The 23,780-nt window shown below is 66.7% G+C and carries 20 protein-coding genes and 2 pseudogenes; 13 read left to right on the top strand and 9 right to left on the bottom strand.

The window, feature by feature from the left end:
- Positions 1 to 201: 201 nt before the first annotated feature.
- The 4 genes from OEJ36_RS09330 to OEJ36_RS09315 form a co-directional block, all read right to left on the bottom strand.
- Positions 202 to 522, bottom strand: coding sequence for a hypothetical protein (locus tag OEJ36_RS09330; protein WP_263401273.1), 321 nt, complete (start codon positions 520 to 522; stop codon positions 202 to 204).
- Positions 519 to 1,058: a thiamine pyrophosphate-binding protein gene (locus tag OEJ36_RS09325; protein WP_263401272.1), complete on the bottom strand. Its 540-nt coding sequence runs from the start codon at positions 1,056 to 1,058 to the stop codon at positions 519 to 521. The genes OEJ36_RS09330 and OEJ36_RS09325 overlap by 4 nt, the downstream gene beginning before the upstream one ends.
- Positions 1,055 to 2,233, bottom strand: coding sequence for a PepSY-associated TM helix domain-containing protein (locus OEJ36_RS09320; RefSeq protein ID WP_263401271.1), 1,179 nt, complete (start codon positions 2,231 to 2,233; stop codon positions 1,055 to 1,057). Before OEJ36_RS09320 ends, OEJ36_RS09325 begins: the two co-directional genes overlap by 4 nt.
- Before the next feature lie 225 nt (positions 2,234 to 2,458).
- Positions 2,459 to 3,334 carry a LysR substrate-binding domain-containing protein gene (locus tag OEJ36_RS09315; RefSeq protein WP_263401270.1) on the bottom strand — a complete coding sequence of 292 codons (876 nt, stop codon included), beginning with the start codon at positions 3,332 to 3,334 and terminating at the stop codon, positions 2,459 to 2,461.
- Positions 3,335 to 3,468: 134 nt separating this feature from the next.
- Between OEJ36_RS09315 and OEJ36_RS09310 the strand changes: the two genes are divergently transcribed.
- Genes OEJ36_RS09310 through OEJ36_RS09295 form a run of 4 tightly spaced genes read left to right on the top strand, consistent with a single transcriptional unit; the run spans position 3,469 to position 7,699 of the window.
- Positions 3,469 to 4,524, top strand: coding sequence for an agmatine/peptidylarginine deiminase (locus OEJ36_RS09310; RefSeq protein WP_263401269.1), 1,056 nt, complete (start codon positions 3,469 to 3,471; stop codon positions 4,522 to 4,524).
- Between the two features lies 1 nt (position 4,525).
- Complete coding sequence (gene aguB / locus OEJ36_RS09305) at positions 4,526 to 5,437, top strand: N-carbamoylputrescine amidase (protein WP_263401268.1); 912 nt, start codon at positions 4,526 to 4,528, stop codon at positions 5,435 to 5,437.
- 2 nt (positions 5,438 to 5,439) lie between these two features.
- Entirely contained in the window at positions 5,440 to 6,534 is a 1,095-nt protein-coding gene (locus OEJ36_RS09300; protein WP_263401267.1) for an extracellular solute-binding protein, read from the top strand.
- A 37-nt stretch (positions 6,535 to 6,571) separates the two neighbouring features.
- Positions 6,572 to 7,699 (top strand): agmatine/peptidylarginine deiminase, encoded by a 1,128-nt coding sequence (locus OEJ36_RS09295; RefSeq protein WP_263401266.1) that lies wholly within the window; start codon positions 6,572 to 6,574, stop codon positions 7,697 to 7,699.
- 498 nt (positions 7,700 to 8,197) lie between these two features.
- Here OEJ36_RS09295 and OEJ36_RS09290 read toward each other — a convergent pair.
- A pseudogene (locus tag OEJ36_RS09290) lies at positions 8,198 to 8,544 on the bottom strand (DUF1883 domain-containing protein).
- Positions 8,545 to 8,604: 60 nt separating this feature from the next.
- Positions 8,605 to 9,195 carry a hypothetical protein gene (locus tag OEJ36_RS09285; RefSeq protein WP_263401265.1) on the bottom strand — a complete coding sequence of 197 codons (591 nt, stop codon included), beginning with the start codon at positions 9,193 to 9,195 and terminating at the stop codon, positions 8,605 to 8,607.
- Between the two features lie 262 nt (positions 9,196 to 9,457).
- Here OEJ36_RS09285 and OEJ36_RS09280 point away from each other — a divergent pair, with 262 nt between their 5' ends.
- The 3 genes and pseudogenes from OEJ36_RS09280 (at position 9,458) to OEJ36_RS09270 (ending at position 14,129) form a co-directional block, all read left to right on the top strand.
- Complete coding sequence (locus tag OEJ36_RS09280; protein ID WP_263401264.1) at positions 9,458 to 11,569, top strand: hypothetical protein; 2,112 nt, start codon at positions 9,458 to 9,460, stop codon at positions 11,567 to 11,569.
- A 274-nt stretch (positions 11,570 to 11,843) separates the two neighbouring features.
- Positions 11,844 to 13,272: pseudogene (locus tag OEJ36_RS09275) on the top strand (purine-cytosine permease family protein).
- Positions 13,269 to 14,129 carry a nitrilase family protein gene (locus tag OEJ36_RS09270; RefSeq protein ID WP_263401263.1) on the top strand — a complete coding sequence of 287 codons (861 nt, stop codon included), beginning with the start codon at positions 13,269 to 13,271 and terminating at the stop codon, positions 14,127 to 14,129. The pseudogene OEJ36_RS09275 and the gene OEJ36_RS09270 overlap by 4 nt, the downstream one beginning before the upstream one ends.
- A 72-nt stretch (positions 14,130 to 14,201) precedes the next feature.
- Here OEJ36_RS09270 and OEJ36_RS09265 read toward each other — a convergent pair whose 3' ends face one another.
- Both OEJ36_RS09265 and OEJ36_RS09260 read right to left on the bottom strand, forming a co-directional pair.
- The gene (locus OEJ36_RS09265) at positions 14,202 to 15,074 is read right to left on the bottom strand and encodes a helix-turn-helix transcriptional regulator (RefSeq protein ID WP_263401290.1); all 873 of its coding nucleotides are present in this window, start codon (positions 15,072 to 15,074) and stop codon (positions 14,202 to 14,204) included.
- 246 nt (positions 15,075 to 15,320) lie between these two features.
- Positions 15,321 to 16,352, bottom strand: a complete 1,032-nt coding sequence (locus OEJ36_RS09260; protein ID WP_263401262.1) for a pyridoxamine 5'-phosphate oxidase family protein — start codon at positions 16,350 to 16,352, stop codon at positions 15,321 to 15,323.
- A 367-nt stretch (positions 16,353 to 16,719) separates the two neighbouring features.
- Here OEJ36_RS09260 and OEJ36_RS09255 point away from each other — a divergent pair, with 367 nt between their 5' ends.
- Positions 16,720 to 17,751 (top strand): ABC transporter substrate-binding protein, encoded by a 1,032-nt coding sequence (locus OEJ36_RS09255; protein ID WP_263401261.1) that lies wholly within the window; start codon positions 16,720 to 16,722, stop codon positions 17,749 to 17,751.
- Positions 17,752 to 17,951: 200 nt separating this feature from the next.
- Here OEJ36_RS09255 and OEJ36_RS09250 read toward each other — a convergent pair whose 3' ends face one another.
- Positions 17,952 to 18,314 (bottom strand): winged helix-turn-helix transcriptional regulator, encoded by a 363-nt coding sequence (locus tag OEJ36_RS09250; RefSeq protein WP_263401260.1) that lies wholly within the window; start codon positions 18,312 to 18,314, stop codon positions 17,952 to 17,954.
- Positions 18,315 to 18,437: 123 nt separating this feature from the next.
- On the opposite strand from OEJ36_RS09250, the gene gstA reads away from it, so the two are divergent.
- The 5 genes from gstA (at position 18,438) to OEJ36_RS09225 (ending at position 23,738) form a co-directional block, all read left to right on the top strand.
- Entirely contained in the window at positions 18,438 to 19,040 is a 603-nt protein-coding gene (gene gstA, locus OEJ36_RS09245) for a glutathione transferase GstA (protein WP_263401259.1), read from the top strand.
- Between the two features lie 72 nt (positions 19,041 to 19,112).
- Complete coding sequence (locus tag OEJ36_RS09240) at positions 19,113 to 20,141, top strand: AraC family transcriptional regulator (protein ID WP_263401258.1); 1,029 nt, start codon at positions 19,113 to 19,115, stop codon at positions 20,139 to 20,141.
- 266 nt (positions 20,142 to 20,407) lie between these two features.
- Complete coding sequence (locus tag OEJ36_RS09235; protein WP_263401257.1) at positions 20,408 to 20,767, top strand: DUF3509 domain-containing protein; 360 nt, start codon at positions 20,408 to 20,410, stop codon at positions 20,765 to 20,767.
- 235 nt (positions 20,768 to 21,002) lie between these two features.
- Entirely contained in the window at positions 21,003 to 23,267 is a 2,265-nt protein-coding gene (locus OEJ36_RS09230; protein WP_263401256.1) for an ATP-binding protein, read from the top strand.
- Between the two features lie 9 nt (positions 23,268 to 23,276).
- Complete coding sequence (locus OEJ36_RS09225) at positions 23,277 to 23,738, top strand: response regulator (protein ID WP_021218753.1); 462 nt, start codon at positions 23,277 to 23,279, stop codon at positions 23,736 to 23,738.
- Positions 23,739 to 23,780: the final 42 nt, after the last annotated feature.

Raw genomic sequence — 23,780 nt, 5'->3', positions numbered from 1 at the left:
CCACCAGCGTTGCAGCCGGTGAGTTCGCTTGGTGGACGGGTGGAGCGTCGTCCACGGTTGGCGCGCGCGGAGTTGGTCGGTGGGTGGATGACGCTTTTTTCATCCACCAGCGGTACCGCCGACGCGCACAGAGCGGGTCTCTTGCGTAGGGTGGGCCGGGCGGCGCTCCGCTTCAGCCCGCCGATTGCCGATGGTGCGCGCTCAGAGCCCCTTGATCTGCTTGTAGTCCAATTCGGCCGTGTGGCCGGCGCCGAGGTCGAGCAGCACGTAGAACTCGCCATCCGGGCGGGGGAAGGTGAAGCGCGAATCCGCGCCGAGCTTGCCGGCGACCAGTACATTTTCGTCGTAACCGATCACGTCCAGGGTCACGTCCGGGGCGGCGCTGCCGTTGGAGAGGCCGCCGGTGCAGCGGATCTGCCCTTCGGCGATGGCTTCGCACTCGACGAAGGCGTTGTGGGCGAAGGCGGCGGGGGCGGCGAGCAGCAGGGCGCTCGCCAGCAGGGTGGGGTAAAGGGGCTTCACAGCTTGTCTCCGTTGCGGGCCAGCCATTCGATCATCGACGGCGAGACTTCCTTCAGGGGGATGGACGCCTGGTGCACGCTGCCGTCCCAGCCTTCCACGGTCAGCCACAGGGCGTCGTCGACGGTGGTGCCCGGCGGGATGCGCACTTCGGCGAACAGCCGGTAGGGGCTGCCGGACAGCAGCGAGCCGGCGGCGCGCAGGCTGCGTGGCTTGCCGATGCGCAGGTAGGCGGCCTTCACCTGGCCGATGCACTCGGCGCAGAAGGCCAGGGTGATTTCCTTCATGTAGCCGGCCTTGCCGTCCCGTTGCGGCTCGTGCAGCTCCCATTCGGCGATGCGTGCGGTCCAGGGGCCGACCGGGTATTCGCCGATCACCCGTTCGCCCAGGCCCTGCAGGCCGCGGTCGAGGCTGACGTCATGGAAGTAGGCGGGCATGAAGCCCAGCGGGATCAGCACCAGCAGCGCGCTGAGGTGGAAGCGCCACTTGAGCCACAGGCGTTTGAAGCGGGATTCGGGAATCAGGGCTGCGTTGCTCATTCGGTCGCCTCCACGGCGGTGGCGGCGGGTGTCGGGCGGGGCTTGCGCTTGAGCGCCTTGGCGGTGGCGATCACCGTGCGCTTGCTCCAGATGAGCAGGCCGCTGAGCACCATCATGCTCAGCAGCAGGCCGAAGAAGAACCAGATCATCTTCACCCAGATGCCACCGAAGTCACCGGTGTGCAGCGGGCGCATGGACTCGGTGACGAACTCCAGGGGCGTGCGGTCGGCGAGCAGGCGCGACCCCACCAGCTCGCCCGTGTAGGGGTTGAGCTCGGCGGTCTGGAACATCAGCGGGTACCAGCCACGGCCGCCCACTTCCATCGGCGTGTAGGCGTCGGGGGCGAACATCACGAAGCTCACGTCGAAGCCGGGAATGGTCTCGGTGGCGGTGGCGACCGCCTGGTCCATGGTCACGCGCGGCACCGGCTGGCCGGGTTGCACCAGGGGGATCTGGTCACGCGGGATCAGGGTCGGCAGGCCCTCGCTGGAGATGGAAATGTGCGCGTCGGCGAGGATGGCGCGGATCAGGAACCAGATGCCGGTGATGGAGATCACCGCGATGAACCAGATCGACCAGATGCCCGAGAGGCGGTGGAAGTCGCCCCAGAAGATGCGCGCGCCCTGGCGGATGCGCAGGGTCGGCCGCAGGAAGCCGCGCCAGAAGCGCTTGTACACCACCAGCCCGGTGATCAGGGAGGCCAGCATCGGCAGGCCCAGCAGCGACACCAGGTACCAGCCCCAGCTGTAGCCGTTGGTGAAGGGCACCAGCCACCAGCCGTGCAGGGCACGGGTGAACTGACGGAAGTCGAACAGCGGGCTGCTGCCCTGGATCTGTCCGGTGTAGGGGTTCACGTACAGGGTCGCGGAGCGCGTGTCGGGGTAGGTCACCGAGGCGGTCAGGGCGAAGTGGCTTTCCTCGGGCTTGGCCAGCCACTCCACATCGGCGGTGGGGTCCTGCTTCTCGATGGCGGCGAGTATCTGGTCGAAGCTCATCAGCTCGGCGTCGTCCGAGGGCGCGGTGGCGCGCACGTCGGGGTTGGCGAGCCAGATGATCTCCTCGCTGAGCACTGCCAGGGTGCCGGTGATGCACACCAGGAACACGAAGAACCAGATGGGCAATGCCAGCCAGCTGTGGACCAGGAACCAGATTTTCGAACGGGACTTCTTCGACATGGGCAACGATCTTGGTAGCGGAATCAGGGCCACCGGCCTCGGCCGGTCACGGGTTCGGTTACGCCCGACCAATGGAAAAGCACCCGCCGGCCCCAGTGAGCTGGCGGGTGAAAACCAAAGGAACGACATCTCGAAGTCGAGGGGGCGTTACATTCAGGACGGACGAGAGGGGTAAAACCCGCAACTGCAGATGCAAGAAAATGTTTCCGTCCGACTGGCGGTGGGTTAGACGGTCGAACTCTCGCTTGCCTCCAGTTGCTCCAGCAACCACGCGCTGAAGCTGCGCGTCAGCGGGCTGAGCTCGCTGTCGCGGTGGATCAGCCAGGCCCACTTGGGGCCGCGGATGGTCTGTTCCACCAGCGGTTGCAGGCGGTTCTCGGCGCGGGCCTTCTGCGCCAGCAGCTGGCTGACCAGGGCGATGCCGAGGCCGTCGCAGGCGGCGTCCAGCAGCAGGCCGGGGTCGGAGAAGTTGAGGCCGCTGCTCTGCTGGCCGACGTCGATGCCGGCTTCCAGCGCCCAGTGGCTCCAGTCCATTTCCCGTTCGCCGTGCAGGGTGGTGCGCTGCGCCGGCGGCGTGGCCAGCAGGGACGGGTGGCAGGCGGGGTAGAGGCGGTCGGCGTGGAGCACGCGGAAGCTGCATTCGGTCTGGGCGGTGATGTCGTCGCGCACGGCGATGTCGATGGTCTGGGTGGCCATGTCCGGCGGCTCGTCGGTGGTGAACAGCCACAGGTCCACTTCCGGGTGCTGCTGGCGGAAGCCGCCCAGGCGCGGCACCAGCCAGTGGCGGGCGAAGGCCGGGCTGGTGTTGACCACCAGTTGGTTGGGCTTGCGGTACTGCTCCAGCCGGCGGATGCCCACGGCCAGTTGCTGCAGCAGCGCCTGGGTGGTGCCGAGCAGGTCGTGCCCGGCATCGGTGAGGGCGACGCTGCGGCCATTGCGGTGGAACAGCGGCTGTTCGAGGAAGCCTTCGAGGCTGCGGATCTGCTGGCTGATGGCCGATTGGGTGAGGTGCAGCTCCTCGGCGGCCTTGTGGAAGCTGCCGAGGCGGGCGGCGGCTTCGAAGCCGCGCAGGGCGTTCAGCGGGGGCCAGTGCTTGAGCATCTCTGATAAGCCTGTCTGATCATAAATGTGGAAAATCTATCGTTTGTTGCGCCGAATTCACAGGCCTAGCATGGCATCCATTACCGCAATCGCGGTTTTCAGTGATAACTAAAACTTAACTGAAGGCAATCGTCATGCAGCAGCAACACGCGCAGCAGAGCGGCTGGGTCATGCCCGCCGAATGGTCCCACCACGCCGCCACCTGGATGGTCTGGCCGCACAACCAGCCGCTGTGGGAAGCGGGCTGGGGCGTGACCCTGGCTGCGGTGCAGGAGGACTTCGCCCGCGTCGCCAACGCCATCGCCCGCTTCGAGCCGGTGAAGATGGTGGTGGACCCGAGCGCCGTGGAGCGTGCCCGCGCCCTCTGCGGCCCGGGCATCGAGCTGCTGCCGCTGGCGGTCAACGACAGCTGGTGCCGTGACTCCGGCCCCAGCTTCGTCTGCCACCCGCAACTGGGCGTGGCCGGCGTCAGCTGGCGCTTCAATGCCTGGGGCGGCAAGTCGGCACACGACCTCGACGAGGGCCTGGCCCGTCGCGTGCTCAACGGCCTGGGGCTGGACTGCTTCGGCACCGCGCTGAGCAACGAGGGCGGCGCCATCCACGTCGACGGCGACGGCACCCTGATCACCACCGAGTCGGTGCTGCTCAACGCCAACCGCAACGCGGGCATCAGCAAGGCCGAGGTGGAGGAGATCTTCGCCCGCCTGCTGGGGGTGAAGAAGACCATCTGGCTGCCGGGCGACCCGGACCACGTGACCGGCGACATGACCGACGGCCACGTCGACGGCGTCTGCGCCTTCGCCCGCGCCGGCGCGCTGCTGGTGGATGCCACCCGTGACGTCTCCTCGGTCTACGCCCAGGTGGCGCGGGAGAACCGCCGTGCCCTGGAGCTGGCCACCGACGCCCGTGGCCGCCATTTCGAGATGCTCGAGCTGTTCGAGGCCAGCGACGCGGTGGACACCGAGGCGGAGGTGTTCTGCGCCTCCTACACCAACTTCTACATCGCCAACGGCGCCATCATCATGCCGGCCTATGGCATCGACGCCGACGACGAAGCCGCCTCCACCCTGCGCCTGGCCTTCCCCGGCCGCGAGGTGGTGCCGGTGCGCATCAACCAGCTGGCCCACGGCGGCGGCGGGGTGCATTGCATCACCCAGCAGCAGCCGTCCTGGCTGCTGAAGGGGATGTGAGATGGCCAAGCTGACCGTCGCCACCACCCAGATGGCCTGCAGCTGGAACCTCGCACGCAACCTCGACCAGGCCGAGCGCCTGGTCCGTGAGGCGGCCGCCCGGGGTGCCCAGGTGATCCTGCTGCAGGAGCTGTTCGCCACCCCCTATTTCTGCATCGAGCAGAACCACCGCCACCTGGCGCTGGCCGAGGAATACGCCCAGAGCCAGGTGCTGGCGCGCTTCGCCGACCTCGCCGGGGAACTGGGCGTGGTGTTGCCGCTGAGCTGGTTCGAGCGTGCCGGCAACGCCTTCTTCAACTCCCTGGCCATGGCCGACGCCGATGGCCGCCTGCTGGGCGTGTACCGCAAGACCCACATCCCCAACGCCATCGGCTACCAGGAGAAGGAATACTTCAGCCCGGGCGACACCGGCTTCCGCGTCTGGGACACCGCCCACGGCCGCCTCGGCGTGGGTATATGCTGGGATCAGTGGTTCCCCGAGACCGCGCGCTGCCTGGCCTTGCAGGGTGCCGAGGTGCTGTTGTTCCCCACCGCCATCGGCTCCGAGCCCAGCGCCCAGGGCCTGGATTCCCGCGACCACTGGCAGATGACCATGCGCGGGCACGCCGCCGCCAACATCCTCCCGGTGGTGGCGGCCAACCGCGTCGGCCGCGAGGTGGCGACCACCGACCCGGAGCTGCAGATGAGCTTCTACGGCTCCTCCTTCATCTGCGACCACAAGGGCAAGTTGCTGGCCGAGGCCGATCGCGAGGGCTCCACGGTGCTGCTGCAGGAGCTGGACCTCGACACCATGGCCGAGGAGCGCCTGGCCTGGGGCATCTACCGCGATCGCCGCCCGGAGATGTACGGCCCGATGCTCGGCCTCGATGGCCAGCGCACCCATGTCACCTGGCAGAACACCCGAGGAGCCTGAGCATGCGTGCCTTCCGATCGCTGTTCGTCACCGCCGCCGCCCTGGCCTGCCTGGCCGGCAGCGCCCAGGCGGAGGAGAAAATCCTGCGCCTGTACAACTGGGCGGATTACTTCGCCGAAGACACCCTCAGCCGCTTCACCGCCGAGACCGGCATCCAGGTCGTCTACGACGTGATGGATGGCAGCGAAACCCTGGAAGCCAAGCTGATGGCCGGCAACAGCGGCTATGACCTGGTCTTCCCCGGCGACACCGTGGCCGAGCGGCTGATGCGTGCCGGCGCCCTGCAGAAGCTCGACGAGAGCAAGCTCACCGGCCTGGACGACATCGAGCCCGGCCTCAAGCGCCTGCAGACCCGCTATCCCTACTCGCGCCACGCCGTGGTGCCCTACACCTGGGGCACCATCGGCATCACCTACAACGCCGCGATGATCGCCCAGCGCCAGGCCGACGCGCCGGTGAACAGCCTCGACCTGCTGTTCAAGCCGGAGCTGGCCGCGCGCTTCGCCGACTGCGGCATCTCGGTGATCGACTCCCCCGACGAGGTGCTCGCGGTGGTGCTCAACTACCTGGGCCGCGACCCGCGCAGCGCCAAGGCCGAGGACCTGGCCGCGGCCACCGTGCTGCTCAGCGCGATCAAGCCCTACATCCGCAAGTTCCAGTCGCAGCCGGTCACCGACCTGGTCAACGGCAACCTCTGCCTGTCCCTGGGTTACAGCGGCGACGTCACCCAGTCGCAACGCGCGGCGGCAGCAGCGGGCAAGCCGGTGGACTTCCAGTACCGCATCCCCCGCGAGGGCACCACGGTGTGGATGGACACCATGGCCATCCCCGTCGATGCGCGGAACCCGGAATACGCCTATGCCTTCATCAACTTCGTGATGCGCCCGGAAAACATGGCCGCCATCAGCAACTTCACCGGCTACCCCACCTCCAGCGCCAAGGCGCGGCCGATGGTGGACGCCGACATGCGCGGCAATCCGGACATCTACGTCGACGATGCCGCCTATGCACGGCTGATCCCCGGGCGCGACATCCCCCAGCGCGACATGCGAGCCCGCATGCGTGCCTGGACCAAGTTCAAGACCTCCACCCACTGAAATGACCGCCGGCGCCCCTGCGCCCTGGAGAACTGCCATGCCTTCGCGTCGTGACTTCATCAAGCACCTCACCGCCGTCGCTGGCCTCGGCGCGGTCGCCAGCCTCGGGCTCGGCATCTCGCCCGCCCGGGCCCAGGCCGCCCTGCGTGGCGGCGCCTGGCGCATGCCGGACGAGAACGGCGTGCACGCCTGCAGCTACGTCAGCTTCGGCGCCCAGGCGGCGATCTGGGAGGACTTCACCGCCGACGTGCAGGAATGCATCGGCCTGATCGCCCGCACCATCGCCACCTACGAGCCGGTGGTGGTGCTGCATCGCCCCGGCCAGTTGAGCCTGGCCAAGCAGAAGTGCGGCACGCGCAACACCCGCTTCGTCGAGATGCCCCTGGACGACGTGTGGATGCGCGACATCGGCGGCACCTTCGTGGTGGACGGGCAGGGCGGCCTCGGCCTGGTGGACTTCAACTTCAACGGCTGGGGCAACAAGCAGCAGCACAGCAAGGATGGCGAGGTGGCCGGGGAGGTCAGCTACGACGCCGACGCCAGCTACATCGCCAGCCAGCTCACCGGTGAAGGCGGTGGCATCGAGGTGGACGGCGCCGGCACCGGCATCATGACCGAGAGCTGCTGGATCAACAGCAACCGCAACCCCGGCATGAGCAAGGCCCAGGTGGAAGCCGAACTGATGAGCAACCTCGGCCTGCGCAAGATCATCTGGTTGCCCGGCATCAAGAACAAGGACATCACCGATGCCCACGTCGACTTCTATGCGCGCTTCGTCAAGCCCGGGGTGGTGGTCGCCAACCTCGACAACGACCCGCAGTCCTACGACTACGCGGTGACCCGCAAGCACCTGGAAATCCTCAACAAGGCCACCGACGCTGACGGCCGCAAGCTGCAGGTGCACACGCTGCCGCCGCCCCGCACCCTGCGCAACAACCGCTTCACCCGCAACAACCCGGACTTCGCTCCCGGCTACATCAACTACTTCCCGGTCAACGGCGCGGTGATCGCCCCGCAGTTCGGCGACGCCAGCGCCGACGCCTTCTGCCGCGACCTGCTCACCCGGCTCTACCCCGGGCGCAAGGTGGTGCAGATCAACATCGACGCGGTCGCCGCGGGCGGTGGCGGCATCCACTGCGTCACCTGCCATCAGCCGAAGGTGTAGATCGGCGGTCCCGGTCTTGATGGGCTCCCGGTTTGTAGGGTGGATGACGCTCTTTTCATCCACCATGCGAGGCCGCCGGGAACACCGTGGTGGCAGCCCTGCGGGCTGCTTGGCGACTGAAGTCGCCCCTACAGGGAGCGTGCGGGCTTGTAGGTAGGGTGCAAGGCCGGTGATGGGTTTCGCTGCGCTCTACGCCATCCTACGGTTCGTGTGCGGGGCCTGTTGGGGCGAATTCATTCGCCCGCTTTTCCGCCCGGTTCGCGTCACACCCGCTCCATTTGTTTACGTGCGAAAAGTTGACACATGGACATGTAAACAAACACGACATAGCGTGACTCCCCAGATGCTGAATCAACTTCTGGGGAGCCCGGACATGTTGTCGATCGAACTGATTGTGGAAAACCTCGCCAGCAGCGCCCTGGTGCTGGGCTGCATGCTCGGCCTCGCCTGGCTGGCCTACGGCCCGGCGGAGCGAGGCTTGCGCGGCTGAGGCGTGCGTCAGGCCAGGTCGGAAGGCGAGCGGCGGACGAACTTGATCTTGTGGGTGAAGGTCGGCTTGCGCGTCACGCTGATGGCCCGGCGGGTCACCGCGTCGAGGGTGATGTTCCAGTAGCCGGTGCTGGGCACGGTGATGCGTGCCGGGAACTTGTCGAAGGCCCCACCGTGGTAGGTGTGGCGGCCACCGTTCTTGAAGCTGCGAAAGTTCGCATCGTTCATCAGGCGGATGTTGCAGACCTGCGAACACTCGATGACCACGATGTCGCCTTCGTTGAGGTGTTCGCGCTGGTGGATGAACTTCATGTACCGCTCCGGAGCTGGTAAAGCGAAAGGCGCAACGATATCACGCCACCCCCCTGGCCCGCTCGGGCCGCAAGGCCGGATGGCGTGCGTGCCGACGGGCTGCGTCAGGCGTTCAGCAGCACCAGGGCCGCCAGTGGGTAGTGCCTGTCGTCGTGGCTGCGCAGGTTCGGAACGGTGGCCGGCGCCACCCAGGCCACGGCACCGAAGTGCTTGTCCTGCAACCAGTCGATGAAGGCCAATTGTTCTTCCGCCGACGCCTGCGCGCCCTGGCGATAGGGGATGGCGAAAACCGCACCGACCTTGTGGCCCTCGATATCCGCCGAGCGCGCATCGGCCGTGGCCAGTGCGCAGCGGGCCGCCAGCACTGTGCCCGCAGCGGCCAGGTCGGTGATCTCCAGGTAGGCCACCTTGGCTTCGATGCAGAAGCCGTGCTCGTCATTGGCGATATAGAGGTCGTTGCGACCCGCGCCGTACTCGGCTTCGTCACCGATCCTGCCCACCTGGTATTCCTCCAGGGCGGTCCAGCCCGCGCGCCAGGCTGCACCGCACAGCACGCTGACGTTGGATTGCTCGTTGTACCAGTAGGGCAGGTCTTCGCCGCCCCAGACGGAGACGTACTGCCTTACGCATTCGACCCAGGTGCGGAGCACCGGCTCCAGGGGCTGCAGCGGCGGGCTTTCGATGATCACGCTCATGACAATTCCCTTTGTGTTGGGTGAGTGTGGATGCGGCGTCGGGCTATGACGGGGCATCACCGCTGCCGGCGTTGCTTTACCGGTAACCGGACTAACGGATAATGTCGCAATGATGGCTCTCCAGGCAGTCTGACGCTCCTTTGCATTCGTGAACGACGTCAGGGGGCGCTCTATCTCGGGCTTTACGGGGTGGCGAGTGCCTGGCGGGCGTTGTCGATGCCCACGGGAAACGTGGGCTTCAAGGACCTGAAGGAGACGTTGTATGTCGTTGGTCGAGTTTTACCGGCAGAAGAATTTCAGCAGCTGCAGCCGCATCCACCTGGCCCCGGGAATTCCCCCCAAGCTGCTGAGCAACGCCATGGAGGCGTTCAAGTTCAAGGGGGATGCACGTGAGATCGTGGCCCTGATCGACAACACCATGTTCGGCAGCGGCAAGGATGGCTGCCTGATCTGCAGCGACCGCATTCTCTTCCGCGAGCCCTTTGCGGAGCCCACCGAATACCTGTTCATCGAGATCAGGCAGGTCCAGTCCCATGACCAGCGCGCCTTCATCAATGGCCGCGACGTGATGAAATTCAACATGCCCGACAAGCGTGACCTGACCGCTTGCTTCGAGGTACTGGCCGAGTGGCTGGGCGGCCAGGCCGATGCGCCCGGCAAACCGGTTGCCGCGCCGGTGGAGGCGGCGCCGAAGGCCACCGGGGAATTGCCGGCCGAGCAGCTGGCGGTGCTGATCGGTTACGTGCGCGAGTGCGCCTTGCGCATCGAGTCCGACAAGGTCTTCGTGGCGCCGAACATTCCGCCGAAGAAGCTGCAGGCGGCCCTGGCGTCCTATGGCAACAGCATGACGGCGGACGAGGTGATCGTGCTGGTCGACGACACCCTGTTCGGGGGCGCCAAGGAGGGGATGCTGATCGGCGACACGCGGATCGCCATGAAGATGATGATGGATTCACCCCGCCTGTTCTTCTGGAAGTTCCTCACCGGCATCGCCATCAGCAAGCGCAAGGTCTTCGTCAACCAGCGCGAGATCGCACAATTGACCCAGCTCGGCGAGGCCGAACTGGGGGACTTCTTCGACACCATCAACGACTGCCTGCAGGACCTGCAGGGCCAGCTTGCCGATCAGCCCGCGCCGGTGGCCGAGGCGGTTGCGGCACCGGTGAGCGTCGCCGCGCCCGCCGTCGAGCAGCAGGCGCAGCTGTCCAGCGAGGTGGAGCAGAGCATGTCGGTGCCGGCGGTGCAGGCCCTGGCCGAGTCGCAGCCGGAGGTCGTGGCGGTGGACGCCAAGGGCAAGGACTCCAAGGCCAGCGAGAAGCTGTTCGGCTTCATCGCCAACGCCATCGAGCAGAACAAGTCGAAGATCATCCCGCTGCTCAAGGAGAAGACCGGCGAAGCCTCCCTCGCGGCCCTGCGCAATGACGAGAACATCGAGAAGTTCGCGGTGTACCTCTATGCCTTCCTGCCGAGCGTGGTACGCCTGGCGCTGAGGGAGCAGGTGTTCGTGCAGTTCATGATCAGCAACCGCGACAAGATCATCGACCGCATCATCGGCCCTGAGCTGGAAGGCGAGCTGCTGGAGGCGCCGGAGCCGGCGAGCCCTGCACCGAGCAAGGGCCTGGCCAGCTTCGCCAAGCGCGCCGAGCCGGCCGTGGCGCAGCGGCCGTCGCTGTTCCGCCGCAAGCAGGAGGAGGGGCAGCAATACCTCGAGCAGTTCGAGGCCCATGCCCGTGGCGCCAGCGCCCGGCAGCGCGATACCGAGGAGTTCCAGCAGGGGCTGGAGCAGTTCCACACCATCCAGTTCGGCATGGGCGTATTGACCGGTGCGATGCAGGTGCCGCGCTTCGTGGCCCGCGCCCAGCAGGCACCGCTGAGTGCCAACGAGCAGGCGGCCCTGGCCAGCGATGAAACCACCCTGTTGGGGCTGGGTTACGCCATCGCCTCCATGGGCCACATGCTGCGCGAGCAGGCCGGCTTCGACGAGGACCAGATCGCCGAGCTGTTCTACCCGCTGCTCAGCGCACTGATCGTCCCTTACGCCCAGCAGAACGTCGACGGTGGTCGCAAGACGCTGCGCAGCGTGGCCAAACCCATGGAGCAGATCGCCGAATCCGAGCTGATGAAGGACTTCCAGCTCAGCTGTCGGCGCATGGGCATGAACATCGCCAACGGCGACCTGGAAGACCTCGCCGGCAACTTCACCTTCGCCATCTACCGGGCCGTGGAGTCGCAGTTCCCCAGCCAGGAAGAAGCCATCGGGTTGAACCGCAAGCTGGATGACTTCGCCCGTGAAGGCTTCGACGCGTACAGGCAGCAGATGGACGAGGCGCTGGAGGCACTGCTGATCCGCTACATGGAAAGCCAGCAGGGCTGAACCGAGGCCCGGGGCGCCGATGCCTGGCGCTCCGGGGCTTGCCGGCGTTGCCGGATCAGTTGTCATATCCCTGAACCAAGTATTTGATTTATCCGATGTTTCCCCGCGTCCCCCTTGGCTAGAGTCGGCCGCACAACGACTAGAACAAGCCGAGACACCCATGGACGACCTGCTGCCTGCCTGCTGCGACACTCCGCCTGCCTGATCCCGCCCCCGTGACCGCTCATGCGCGCCAACCCTGGCCGCGCCTTCACGTTCTGGATGAGGAATTCCCATGTATCAAACCCAGCCCACCCAAGCCCCGCGCCCGAAGATCGAGGTGCGCTCCATCGACTACGTGCCGCGCAGCGAGCGCCACGGCAAGGTCTGGCACCAGGGCCCGTTCTGGTTCACCGGCAACTTCGTGCTTACCACCCTGGTCACCGGTTTCACCGGGCCCGCCCTGGGGCTGGGGGCGTTGCCGTCGATGCTGGCGATTCTGATAGGCGTGGCCATCGGCACCTTCTTCATGGCCTTCCACGCCAACCAGGGGCCGCGCATGGGCCTGCCGCAGATGATCCAGTCACGGGCGCAGTTCGGCTTTCGGGGCGCGGTGGTGCCCTTCATCGCGGTGGTGGGGGTGTACATCGGCTTCAACGTGTTCAACGTCATCCTCGCCACCGATGCCATCAACACCGTGCTGCCCGGGGCGCGTACGCCCTTGTACCTGCTGCTGGTGGGCCTGGCGGTGTTGCTGGCGATAGTCGGGCACGACCTGCTGCACCGGGTGCAGCGCTGGCTGACCTGGCTGATGATCGCGGTGTTCGGCGTGCTGACCCTGCTGGCCATCCGCGAGCTGCGGGCCGATGCCGCGCTGGCCGCCGGGCCCTTCTCCTGGAGCGCCTTCCTGGTCCAGCTGTCGGCGGCGGCGGGCTACCAGATCAGCTACTCGGTGTATGTCTCCGACTACTCGCGCTACCTGCCCGAGGACACGCCGCCCGGCAAGGTGATCTTCTGGACCTACCTGGGCGCCGGCGGCTCGGCGCTGTGGTTGATGTCCCTTGGGGCCTTCCTCGCCTCGGCGCTGCCGGCACCGGACGCCATCGGCAGCATCCGCGAGGTGGGCAACCGCCTGTTCGACGGCTTCGGCACCTTCGTCGTGCTGATCGCCGTGCCCTCGCTGGTGGGCATCATGGCGGTGAACTGCTACGGCGCCATGCTCACCAGCGTCAGCGCCATCGATGCCTTCACCAAGGTGAAGCCGACGCTGCGCCTGCGGGTGATCGGCATCCTGGTGATCGCGGCGATTATCCTCGCCGTGGCGCGGCTGATCCCCGAGAGCTACTTGGGCAGCTTCAACACCTTCGTGCTGCTGATGCTGTATTTCCTGGTGCCCTGGACGGCGGTCAACCTGGTGGACTTCTACCTGGTGCGACGCGGGCACTACGCCATCGGCGAGATCTTCAACCGCCATGGCCTCTATCGCGGCTGGTCGGTCGCCGGCCTCACCGCCTACGGGCTTGGCCTGTTGGCGATGGTGCCCTTCATGGCCCTGAGCTTCTGGACCGGCCCCTTCACAGCAGCCCTGGGCGGCGCGGATATCGCCTTCGCCGTGGGCTTGCCGCAGCTACTGGCTGCTGAGCCGGCGCCTGGACCTTGCCGCCGAACGCCAGCTGGCCGAGGCGGACAAGCAACGCCTTGAGAACGCAGGAGAACAGCCATGAGCACGCAGAAGAAAGTCACGGTGGCCTGCTGCCAGGTCGCCCCGCGCATCGGCGAGCTGGACTACAACCGCGCCTTGGTCGAGCGTGTGGTGCGCCAGGCGGCGCAGCGCGGTGCCCGGGTGGTGGTGCTGCCGGAGTTGGTGCAGAGCGGCTACCTGTTCCGCGACCGCGCTGAGGCACAGGCCCTGGCCGAGACGCCGGATGGCCCCAGCCTGCGCCTGTGGATAAGCCTGGCCGCCGAGCTGGATATCGTGCTGGTGGCGGGTTTCTGTGAGCTGCGCGACGACGGCACGCTGGCCAACAGCGCGGCCGTGGTGGATGCCGGCGGCTTGCGCGCCCTGTACCGCAAGGCGCACCTGTGGGATGGCGAGAAGGCGATCTTCAGCCCGGGCGATGCCGCGCCGCCGGTGGTGGACACGGCCTTCGGGCGCATCGCGGTGATGATCTGCTACGACCTCGAATTCCCCGAGTGGGTGCGCTTGCCGGCACTGGCCGGCGCCGAGTTGCTCTGCGCCCCGGTCAACTGGCCGCGAGGCCCGCGCCCGGCGGGCGAGCGCCCCGCCGAAGTGGTGCGGGTGCAGGCCAATGCGGCGGTGAACCGGATGACCATCGCCGCCTGTGACCGCCACGGCCACGAGCGGGGCGTGGATTGGGTCGAAGGCTCGGTGCTGGTGGATGCCGACGGCTATCCCCTGGCCGGGCCGGCGGGCGAGGGCGGCGAGCAGTTGCTGCTGGCCTCGCTGGACCTGGGGGCAGCGCGGGACAAGCGCATCAGTGGGCATAACGATGTGCAGGGTGATCGGCGGCCGGAGCTTTATACCGGGGTGTTGGCTGTGCAGGGGAAGGCCCTGGGCTGAAGCCCAGGCTACAGGGTGACCGGCGTAGCCCGGGCTTCAGCCCGGGAGCGTTGAGGTTGCTACATGAGGGGCTCAGCTGTAGAGCCAGCGCCCGAGTTCTTCCAGGTTGGCGACCACGATCTGCTGCGCCACCGGCTTGGCCTGCACCTTGTTCGGGTCGATCTGGTAGCGCTGCAGCACGTACTGCACCAGGGCGCCGCGGCTGTGGATAACCAGCTGGCCGCCCTGCATGCCGTAGTCCGCCTCGATGATCGCCTGCTGCGCCGGCTTGAGCCGCGCATCGGGGGTGAGGATCACCTCCACCGCCGTCATCCAGCCTTCGTCGCCGTCGCGGCCCTGCTCGGATTCGTCCATCAGGTCCGGCTCGCCACGGAAGCGGCTGAGCACGAAGTCGCGGTAGTCGCGGTTCTTCTCGCAATAGGCGCGTACATGCCAGCGCATGCCGGTGAAGATCAGGGTGTGCGGGGCGATGACGCGGGTTTCCGATTCCGGGTGGGCCAGGGACACGTACTCGGTCTCCAGGCGCAGGCCTTCACGGCAGGCCTGGAGGATGGGGCGCAATACCTCGGGGCGGATGCTGCGGTCCGGCACCTGTAGCACCTCGGTGTGGGCATAGGCCAGGGCCAGGCCTTCGATGTGCGGCGAGCGTTCGCGGTTCTGGTCCAGCAGGTGCAGGTAGGCGCTGGCGCTGCCGTCGATGAACAGCGGCTTGAAGCCCTTGCCGGGTTTGTAGCCCTTGAGGTGCTTGTCGTAGACGAGGTTCTTCGGCGCGTGCTCGTTGAGGTAGGCGTTGATGTCCTTGGAGGCCTGCTGGCGGCTGATGCCGAAGCTCTGCATCAGGTGGTTGGTGGTCAGCCGGCCTTCCCACCAGGCCACGGTTTCGATGAGCCGGTAGCGCTGGGCGAGGTCCCAGCGGACGTGGTCGATGGAGCGCTTCATGGCGATGCACCTGGCGGGAAGGAGCCTTGGGTATAGGCCAGGTGCGTGGATATGTCCATTCAGGCGACATGTCGCTGCGGGCATCTCTAAAAACTACCTGCGTTGCCATTGCTGCGTTAAAAACAGGCTCAAAATGCTCATTTACACTGCGTAAACTGCGCTTTTTCGCCTGTTTTTGCCTTGCACTGACTGCCTCGCCTACGTTTTTAGAGGTGCCCTGCGGGCGGGTGTAGTGCTTATCGATGTTGCCCCTCAATACAGGTGCTTGAGGTCGTGCCGCACCACCGCGTCCACCACCAGGGTGGTGGCCTTGCCCAGCAGGCCGGTGCCGTTCATGTGTTCGGCCAGCATTTTCGGGAAGGAGGGGATGTCGCTCGGTGCCAGGTGGGTTTCCGGGCGCCACAGGCCGGCTTCGACCAGCTCGGGTGCCTCGACGAAGGCGAAGCGCTCAACCTCCATCAGGGTACCCAGCACCGGGGCCTTGCCGTTCACCGAGAGCGGGCCCAGCAGCTGCGGGTCGGCGCTCACATGGGCGCGGCCGGTGACGCTGAGTACGTTCGCCGAGCCCGGCAGCAGGAAGGCCAGCTTCAGTTCGTCGCAGGCGAGGATATTGCTCAGCGACACCGCCACCTTGTTGCCCGGCCGCTCGGGGATCAGCAGCCGTCGCCCATCGATGACGCCGATGAAGCCTTCCGGGTCGCCGCGTGGCGAAATCTCGGTGTCGCCCTCGGCATTGCGCGTCAGCATCAGCAGGTAGGACGAACGGGCGATGAAAGCCTGCGCGGCGTCGGAGAGCACGCCTTCGCCCCGCTCGGCCGGCCACCCGTCGAGGTGTTCGCGTGGCGTCCAGAAATCCGCCCGCACCATGGCCCGCGAGCAATGCAGGAACAGTGCATCAGCCTGGAACTCCAGCACCACGCCTGCTTCCACACCCCGTGGATGGCAGTGGCCATTGGCGCGCAGGGCGAAACCGATGCCCGGCATGATGAAGAGCAGGCTGCAGGGCCTGGGCGTCTGGCCGTCCATCCTGGGCAGGGCCAGGCCGGCCGGCCAGGCGAGGCGGATGTGGTTGCCCTCGGCGAGGATCACCGGCGTGGCGTGCAGGTCGAGGAAGGCGATGTCGCTGTCGGCGCCGGCCAGGCCGACGGCGCAGACGCTGGCGTTGCGGATGATGGTCAGGCAGTGGGCGTCGATCACCGGCTGCAGGCGTTTCTTCATCAGCGCGGGCGGTTCGCTGATCAGCTGGCGCAGGGCGCTGAGGGATTCGATGCGGTGGCTGGGCATGGCGCGGCTCCTGATGGCAGATGCCCCGATGCTAGGGCTGCGCCGCCCGCAGCGGCATGGCGCGCGGTTTCAATCCACATGGCGTTCGGTTGCAATCGCCTTGCGAGGGTTGCCTAGCTGATCACGGCAACCTGAAACGCCCGTGCCAGAGCCTGTGCAGCACTCGCCACTGTGACGGAAAGCAATATGTGTGACGGGCGTTGCGTTCAGACTGTGCGGCAGATCCGGACCCGGTGCCCGCCAGGGGCGGTGGGAGGCAGCGGCATGTCGCTGTCGCGCACCTGGCAACCAAGGGGCACTGTGAGAATCCGGGCAGCGCCGCGGTCGACCCGCGGCCACACCGCCAATCGACAATAAGGAATGCTCCATGGATGTTGCTGTACGACGTGCCCTCGGTTTCCTCCTGGCCTGCGCCAGCCTGCCCGCCTCGGCGGAATTCGTCACGGTGATCACCTTCGGTGGCGCCAACAAGGACGTGCAGAAGGAAGCCTTCTTCAAGCCCTTCAAGGCGAGCACCGGCAACGCCGTGGTGCACGGCTCGTACAACGGCGACCTGGACAAGCTCAAGCACATGGTCGAACTCAGCCACGTGACCTGGGACGTGGTGGAGATGGAGGCGCCGGAACTGGCGCGTGGTTGCGAGGAGGGGCTGTTCGAGAAGCTCGATCCGGCCTTCCTCGGCAATCCCGGCGATTTTGTGCCCGGCACCATCCAGCCCTGCGGCATCGGCATCTTCGTCTGGTCCACGGTGCTCGCCTATGACTCGGCGAAGATCAAGAACGCACCCAGCGGCTGGAGCGATTTCTGGGACCTGCGCAAGTACCCCGGCAAGCGCGGCCTGCGCCACGGCGCCAAGTACAACCTCGAGTTCGCCCTGATGGCCGATGGCGTCGCGGCGAAGGACGTCTACCAGGTGCTGGACACCCCGGCCGGCGTCGAGCGCGCCTTCCGCAAGCTCGACGAGATCAAGTCCAGCATCGTCTGGTGGAAGGCCGGTGCCGAACCGGTGCGCGCCCTGCAGGACGGCAAGGTGGCCATGAGCGCCGCCTACAACGGCCGCATCGCCACCGCGCAGAAGGAAACCCGTTCCCTGGCCATGGTCTGGACCGGCAGCATCTACGACTTCGACTACTGGGCCCTGCCCAAGGGCTCGTGGAAGGGCGACCTGGCCAAGTCCTTCGTCGCCTTCGCCAGCCAGCCGGAACGCCAGAAGGCCTTCGCCGAAGGCATCTCCTACAGCCCGGTGAACAACAAGGCGATCGCCATGATCGACCCCGCCATCGCCGCCACCCTGCCCACCGCCCCGCAGAACATCAGCGGCGCCCTGCCGATGAGCGTGAAGTTCTGGGCCGCCCACGGCGAGCTGGAGCAGCGCTTCGAGAACTGGGTGAAGAACTGATCCCCGCGCGGAGCTGACCGGTGTGCAGGGTGGAGGTCGCTCTTCACCTCCACCGGCGGTGCTTCGATGGGGTACGAATGGTTGTAGCTGCGTAGCCCGGGCTTCAGCCCGGGAGCGGAGTTGCCTGCATCCCCGGGCTGAAGCCCGGGCTACAACTGGTGCTGCATGTGGACGCGAATGGTGGACGGGTGAAGCGTCGTCTACCGTTGCGGGTGCTTCGGCGTGGGGGCTTCGGCTTCTTCGTGGGGCGGTCTTGCCTTGAGCCAGAGGCCGAATTCCTTGACCACTTCCACCACCTTGCGCAGGCGCTGGCCGTCTTCGGTGAGCTGGTACTCCACCCGCACCGGCACTTCCGGGTAGACGGTGCGCTGCACCATGCCGGCCTCTTCCAGGGCGCGTAGATCGAGGGTGAGCATGCGCTGGGAGATGTGCGGGATGTCGCGGCGCAGGTCGTTGAAGCGCTTGGTGCCGTCGAGCAGGTAGGACACCAGCAGCAGGCGCCAGCGGCCGCCGAGCAGGTGCATGGCTTCCTCCACCGAACAGCCGGATACGTTCTTCTTCATGGGGGTTCCAAGTATATATTTTGTACCTAAGCTACAGATTTCTCCCTTCTTCAAAAAGAGAACCGCTGCGTCGATACTCCCGCCGCGCCCCCATTCCGGGGGTGGCCCGTGCAAGGAGTCGCCATGAAGCTGTACTACGCCCCCCGTACCTGTTCGCTGTCACCGCATATCGTGCTGCTGGAGCTGGGCCTGCCGTTCGAGGCGGTCCGTGTGGATAACCGCAGCAAGCTCACCGAGCACGGCGACGATTTCCTCGTCATCAACCCCAAGGGCTACGTCGCCGCGCTGGAGCTGGACAATGGCGAGGTGCTGACCGAGGGCACGGCCATCGTCCAGTACCTGGCCGACCTGCGGCCGGAAGCCGGGCTCGCGCCGGCCAACGGCACCCTGCAGCGGGTGCGCCTGCAGGAGTGGCTGAACTTCATCTCCGGGGAGATCCACGCCGGCATGAGCCCGCTGTTCAACACGGCGATCCCGGAGGAGGTGAAGGCGATCTTCCGCACCCGCCTGTTCAAGCGCTTCGACTACCTGGAAAGCGTGCTGGGCCAGGCCGACTACCTGCTGGACGGGCGCTTCGGCGTGGCCGATGCCTACCTGTTCACCGTGCTCGGCTGGGTGGATTTCTTCGCCATCGAGCTGGCGCCCTGGCCGGCGTTGGCGGCGTTCCGGGCACGCATCGGGGCGCGGCCGCAGGTGCAGGCCGCGATGCGCGCCGAGGCGGCCTGAGGCGAGCCTCTCTGCGCTGGCGGCGATGCCTGCCAGGCGGTACTGTCCGCGCAGGAACAAGGAATGCCTGCCATGAGCCCTACCCGTGTCTCCGCCCTTGCGGTGCTCGACCTGCATGACCTGCTGCTGCAACTGGGTGCCGTCGAGGCGGCGCAGTTGCAGGCCGTGGGGCTGTCCCGTGATCGGCTGCTGGCGTCGTGCGACCCGGCGCTGCCGTTGCAGGAGCAGCGCCTGGACGAGCGCCTGCTGCTGGGGCTCTGGCAACTGGCGGCGGGCAACCCGGCGTTGCCGCACATCGGCGTGCTGATCGGCCAGGCGTTCAACCCGGAGAAGCGCGGCCTGCTGGCCAGCCTGTTGTTCCAGTGCGCATCGGTGGGGGAGGCGCTGTCGACCTTCCTGCAGCACGGCGCGCTGATGAACCCCTCCGAACACTGGACCTCCCGCGACACCGATGGCTGCCTGTGCCTCGAACTGGCGTTCGCCGCCGGGCGGGGTTATCCACAGGCGGCGGTGGAGCGCAGCCTGGTGGCGCTGGTGCGGTGGGGGCGGGAGCTGGCGGGGGAGGGCTTCGTGCCCGAGCGGGTCGAGTTCGCCGGCCCGCGCCCAGCCTATGCGGAATATTTTGCCGAGGCGTTCGGCACCGAGGTGCAGTTTGGCTGCGCCGCCAACCGCCTGTACCTCGCCCATGGGCAGCTCGCCCGCCCCATCCACAGCGCCAACCCTTACCTCAAGGCCTTGCTCGCGGAGCGGGCGCGGGCAGCCCTGGAGCAGGTGAGGGCCGAGAGCGACCTGGCCGAGCGGGTGCGCCTGATGATCCGCGCCGATCTCGCCGGTGGGCCGGGCATCGAGTCTCTCTGCGAGGCCCTGCACCTCAGCCGGCCGACCCTTTACCGGCGTTTGCGCGAGCAGGGCACCAGCTTCACCGAGCTGCTGGAGCAGGAGCGTAGCCAGCTGGCCCTGCAGCGGGTGCGCCGGGGTGACCCGTTGCAGGCGATCAGCGAGGCGCTGGGGTTCAAGGATGTGAGCACCTTCTACCGCGCGTTCCGTCGCTGGTTCGGCCATTCGCCGGGCACGGCACGGCAGGGCGGGTCGGCGCCCTAGCGAGGCGCTCATCCGCGGTGGCGAAACAGGGCTGGCGCATCGGACGACCGTTTTTTCGCCATCGGGTTCGAGCGCAGCGTGGCGACCCGTCCGAAAGTTCAGTGCAGTTTGCATGGCCCGCCCGGGGGTATCGTGCAAATTGCAACTGGCACATTGATGTCAAAGATATCCAGGTCATTGAATTGTCTGGTTTTTTTCATTCGGCTCAACTGGCACAGCGGGTGCAGTGGTTTGAGCTCAAAGAAAAAAATAAGGGAGCAATGACAATGCAGATCGCCATCAAAGAATTATTCGACGCATTCCCCGGCTTCGAGGTGTCCATCAAGCCCCGCCCCGACGGCATGCTGCTGCTCACCCTGGGCAAGCAGGGCGAGGCCGCCATGAGCAAGGCCATCCAGAGCGATGCGGTGTTCTGCAAGGAACGTGTGCGTGGCCTGATCCGTGACGTGATGCGCGAGATGAAGCTGGCCTCTGGCGAGGTCACCTGGAAAGGCGAGGGCAATATCTGGCTCTCCCGTGAGCTGCCCACCTTCACCGGCGGGCCGATCCAGATGACCGCCGCCAAGACCCTGGTGGAGCGCCGCAAACTGGAGCGCCAGAGCAACCGCCGCGCCATGGTGAGCTGAGTTCCGGGGCAACGCGCGCAGCAACTGTTAGGGAATTTTTCGCGATCCTTGCGCTCAATCCATCATGAAATCCACGGCGATAAACCGGGTCGATCGTCACGATTGTGGCGCCGCTTTCTGTTAGTTTGTCGCCCTTGAATCAATGGAATGCGCGGCTCCAGAACGGCCGGCAACGGTCGCTGACCCCTTCGGTGAACCGGGGGGGCGGCAGTGGGGCATCGAAGGAGATCGCGTTTTGACACCCAGCGACAGTGTCGCGGCACTGGCCACCGCAAGCGAGAACTGCGCGCGGGAAGCCATTCGCATACCCGGCAGCATCCAGCCACACGGCTTCATGCTGGTGTTCGACGAGGCCGATGGGCGCGTGGTGCAGGCCAGCGCCAACGTTGTCGACTGGCTCGGCCTTCCCGTCGAGGAACTGCTCGGCTGCCGGTTCGACGAACTCCTGCAGGACAGCGAGGTGCTGCACAAGCACCTGGCGCAGTTGGAGGACGGCGAGCACAAGCCCTTCCACATCGGCGATGTGCTGTTCACCTGCGGCACCCGCGCCGGGCAGCCGATCGCGATGATGGTGCACCGCCACGACCGGGTGCTGATCGCCGAGTTCGAGCCCGCCGCCGAGGGGGGCGCTGCGGATGGCGGCATCTACACCCTGTTGCGTGGGTTCATCGGCCGCCTGCAGGAGGCCGAGAGCATCGAGGCGCTCTGCCGCTTCGCGGTGGCCGAGCTCAAGCGCGTCACTGGCTTCGGCCGGGTCAAGGCCTACAGCTTCGACGCCGAAGGCAACGGCTTGGTGCTGGCCGAGGAGGCCGACGCCGGCTACCCGCGCTACCTGGGCCTGTGCTTCCCGGCCTCCGACATCCCCCAGCAGGCCCGCGCGCTCTACTGCGCCAACCGCATCCGCGTGATCGAGGACGCCAACTACCAGCCTTCGCCCCTGCAGCCGGTGGACAACCCGCTCACCGGGCAGCCGCTGGACCTGAGTTTCGCCGCCCTGCGCAGCGTTTCCCCGGTGCACCTGCAGTACATGCGCAACATGGGCACCATGGCTTCGATGTCCATTTCCATCGTCGTCCGTGGCCGGCTCTGGGGGCTCATCTCCTGCCATGACGAGCAGCCACGCACGGTGGGCTTCCAGACCCGCATCGCCTGCGAACTGATGGGCAGCGTGTTGTCGCTGCAGATCGAAAGCCGCGAAGCCCACGGCCAGACCCGGCGCCTGCTCGGCCTGCGCCAGCACATCGTGCACATGCTCTCGTCCATGGCTGACCGCGACAGCGTCGCCGCCGGCCTGTTGGCCTTGCCGGACACCTTCCTGGGGTTCGCTCGCGCCAGTGGCGCCGCGATCATCTCCGCCGCGCGTTGCGACCTTGTGGGGCAGACACCGCCCGAGGCCCAGGTCAACGCCCTGGTGCATTGGCTGGCACGGCGCGACGGCGAGGTGTTCCACACCGACAACATCGGCCGTGACATCACCGAGCTGCCCGAGCTGGCCCGCCACGTTGGTGGCGTGCTGGCGGTGGCCATTTCGCAGATCCACTCCCACTACCTGCTGTGGTTCCGCCCGGAGCAGGTGCGCACCGTCGAGTGGGCCGGCCGGCCGGAGAAGAGCATCGGCCCGGGTGGCGCGCTCAACCCGCGCAGCAGCTTCGAGAGCTGGCAGGAGACGGTGAAGGGCTACTGCACGCCCTGGGACCCGCTGGAGGTGGAAGGGGTCGCCGAACTGCGTACGGCGGTGCTCGGCATCGTGTTGCGCAAGGCCGAGGAGCTGGCCCAACTGGCCGGCGAGCTGAAACGATCCAACAAGGAGCTGGAAGCCTTCTCCTACAGCGTTTCCCATGACCTGCGCGCGCCCCTGCGGCACATCGCCGGCTACGCCGAGTTGCTGGGGGAGTTCGAGGGCGAGCGCCTGTCCGAGCGGGGCTTGCGCTTCCTCGAGCATATCGGCGAGTCGGCGCGTTTCGCCGGCACCCTGGTGGACAACCTGCTGAGCTTCTCGCAGATGGGCCGTGCCGCCCTGCGCCTCTCCGATGTCGACCTGCAGGCGCAGGTGGAGGCCATCCGCACCGAGATGGCGCCGGACTTCGAAGGGCGTCGCGTCGAGTGGCGCATCGAGGGGCTGCCGGTGGTCACCGCCGATGCCGCTTTCCTCCACCTGGCGATGCGCAACCTGCTGTCCAACGCCATCAAGTACAGCCGCGATCGCAGCCCGTCGATCATCGAGGTCAGCGCTCGTGTCGAAGGCAACGAGGTGGTGGTGGCCGTGAGCGACAACGGCGTGGGTTTCGACATGGAGTACGCCGGCAAGCTGTTCGGCGTGTTCCAGCGCCTGCACCGCATGGAAGAGTTCGAAGGCACCGGCATCGGCCTGGCCAGCGTGCGCCGCATCATCGAGCGCCACGATGGCCGGGTCTGGGCCGAGGGCCGGTTGGACGAAGGCGCGACTTTCTATTTCGCACTGCCCCTGCGTGGGCAGGAAACACCGCAACAGCAACCATGAGGATCGACGATGCTCAAACCCATCCTTCTGATTGAAGACAACCCGCACGACCTCGAACTGACACTCGTGGCCCTGGAGCGCAGCCAGCTCGCCAACGATGTGATCGTCTTGCGTGATGGCGCCGAGGCGCTTGACTACCTGTTCCGCCGCAATGCCTACGCCGGGCGCGACGACGGCAATCCGGCGGTGATGCTGCTGGACCTCAAGCTGCCCAAGATCGACGGCCTCGAGGTGCTCAAGACCGTGCGCGAGAGCGCCGAGCTGCGCAGCATCCCCGTGGTCATGCTCACCTCCTCGCGGGAAGAGCCCGACCTGGAGCGTGCCTATGCGCTGGGGGTGAACGCCTATGTGGTGAAGCCGGTCGAATTCAAGGAATTCGTCGCGGCCATCTCCGACCTGGGCATCTTCTGGGCCGTGCTCAACGAGCCGCCACCCGGTTCCTTGCGCCTCCAGCGCCGCCCGGTCACCTGAGCCGCGACACCCGCCATACCTCGGCCCCATGCCGGGAAACAG

The organism is Pseudomonas sp. PDM13 (assembly GCF_025685765.1).
Lineage (GTDB): Bacteria > Pseudomonadota > Gammaproteobacteria > Pseudomonadales > Pseudomonadaceae > Metapseudomonas > Metapseudomonas solani.
This window is presented reverse-complemented; position numbering and strand designations above follow the sequence as displayed.

What these genes read in the sequence shown, in the direction of transcription:
- aguB (WP_263401268.1), top strand. Translation starts at nt 4,526, where the DNA reads ATGGCCAAGCTGACCGTCGCCACCACCCAGATGGCCTGCAGCTGGAAC.
- OEJ36_RS09295 (WP_263401266.1), top strand. Translation starts at nt 6,572, where the DNA reads ATGCCTTCGCGTCGTGACTTCATCAAGCACCTCACCGCCGTCGCTGGC.
- gstA (WP_263401259.1), top strand. Translation starts at nt 18,438, where the DNA reads ATGAAGCTGTACTACGCCCCCCGTACCTGTTCGCTGTCACCGCATATC.
- OEJ36_RS09315 (WP_263401270.1), bottom strand. Translation starts at nt 3,334, where the DNA reads ATGCTCAAGCACTGGCCCCCGCTGAACGCCCTGCGCGGCTTCGAAGCC.
- OEJ36_RS09250 (WP_263401260.1), bottom strand. Translation starts at nt 18,314, where the DNA reads ATGAAGAAGAACGTATCCGGCTGTTCGGTGGAGGAAGCCATGCACCTG.
- OEJ36_RS09240 (WP_263401258.1), top strand. Translation starts at nt 19,113, where the DNA reads ATGAGCCCTACCCGTGTCTCCGCCCTTGCGGTGCTCGACCTGCATGAC.
- OEJ36_RS09310 (WP_263401269.1), top strand. Translation starts at nt 3,469, where the DNA reads ATGCAGCAGCAACACGCGCAGCAGAGCGGCTGGGTCATGCCCGCCGAA.
- OEJ36_RS09270 (WP_263401263.1), top strand. Translation starts at nt 13,269, where the DNA reads ATGAGCACGCAGAAGAAAGTCACGGTGGCCTGCTGCCAGGTCGCCCCG.
- OEJ36_RS09225 (WP_021218753.1), top strand. Translation starts at nt 23,277, where the DNA reads ATGCTCAAACCCATCCTTCTGATTGAAGACAACCCGCACGACCTCGAA.
- OEJ36_RS09235 (WP_263401257.1), top strand. Translation starts at nt 20,408, where the DNA reads ATGCAGATCGCCATCAAAGAATTATTCGACGCATTCCCCGGCTTCGAG.
- OEJ36_RS09325 (WP_263401272.1), bottom strand. Translation starts at nt 1,058, where the DNA reads ATGAGCAACGCAGCCCTGATTCCCGAATCCCGCTTCAAACGCCTGTGG.
- OEJ36_RS09260 (WP_263401262.1), bottom strand. Translation starts at nt 16,352, where the DNA reads ATGCCCAGCCACCGCATCGAATCCCTCAGCGCCCTGCGCCAGCTGATC.
- OEJ36_RS09320 (WP_263401271.1), bottom strand. Translation starts at nt 2,233, where the DNA reads ATGTCGAAGAAGTCCCGTTCGAAAATCTGGTTCCTGGTCCACAGCTGG.
- OEJ36_RS09300 (WP_263401267.1), top strand. Translation starts at nt 5,440, where the DNA reads ATGCGTGCCTTCCGATCGCTGTTCGTCACCGCCGCCGCCCTGGCCTGC.
- OEJ36_RS09285 (WP_263401265.1), bottom strand. Translation starts at nt 9,195, where the DNA reads ATGAGCGTGATCATCGAAAGCCCGCCGCTGCAGCCCCTGGAGCCGGTG.
- OEJ36_RS09255 (WP_263401261.1), top strand. Translation starts at nt 16,720, where the DNA reads ATGGATGTTGCTGTACGACGTGCCCTCGGTTTCCTCCTGGCCTGCGCC.
- OEJ36_RS09280 (WP_263401264.1), top strand. Translation starts at nt 9,458, where the DNA reads ATGTCGTTGGTCGAGTTTTACCGGCAGAAGAATTTCAGCAGCTGCAGC.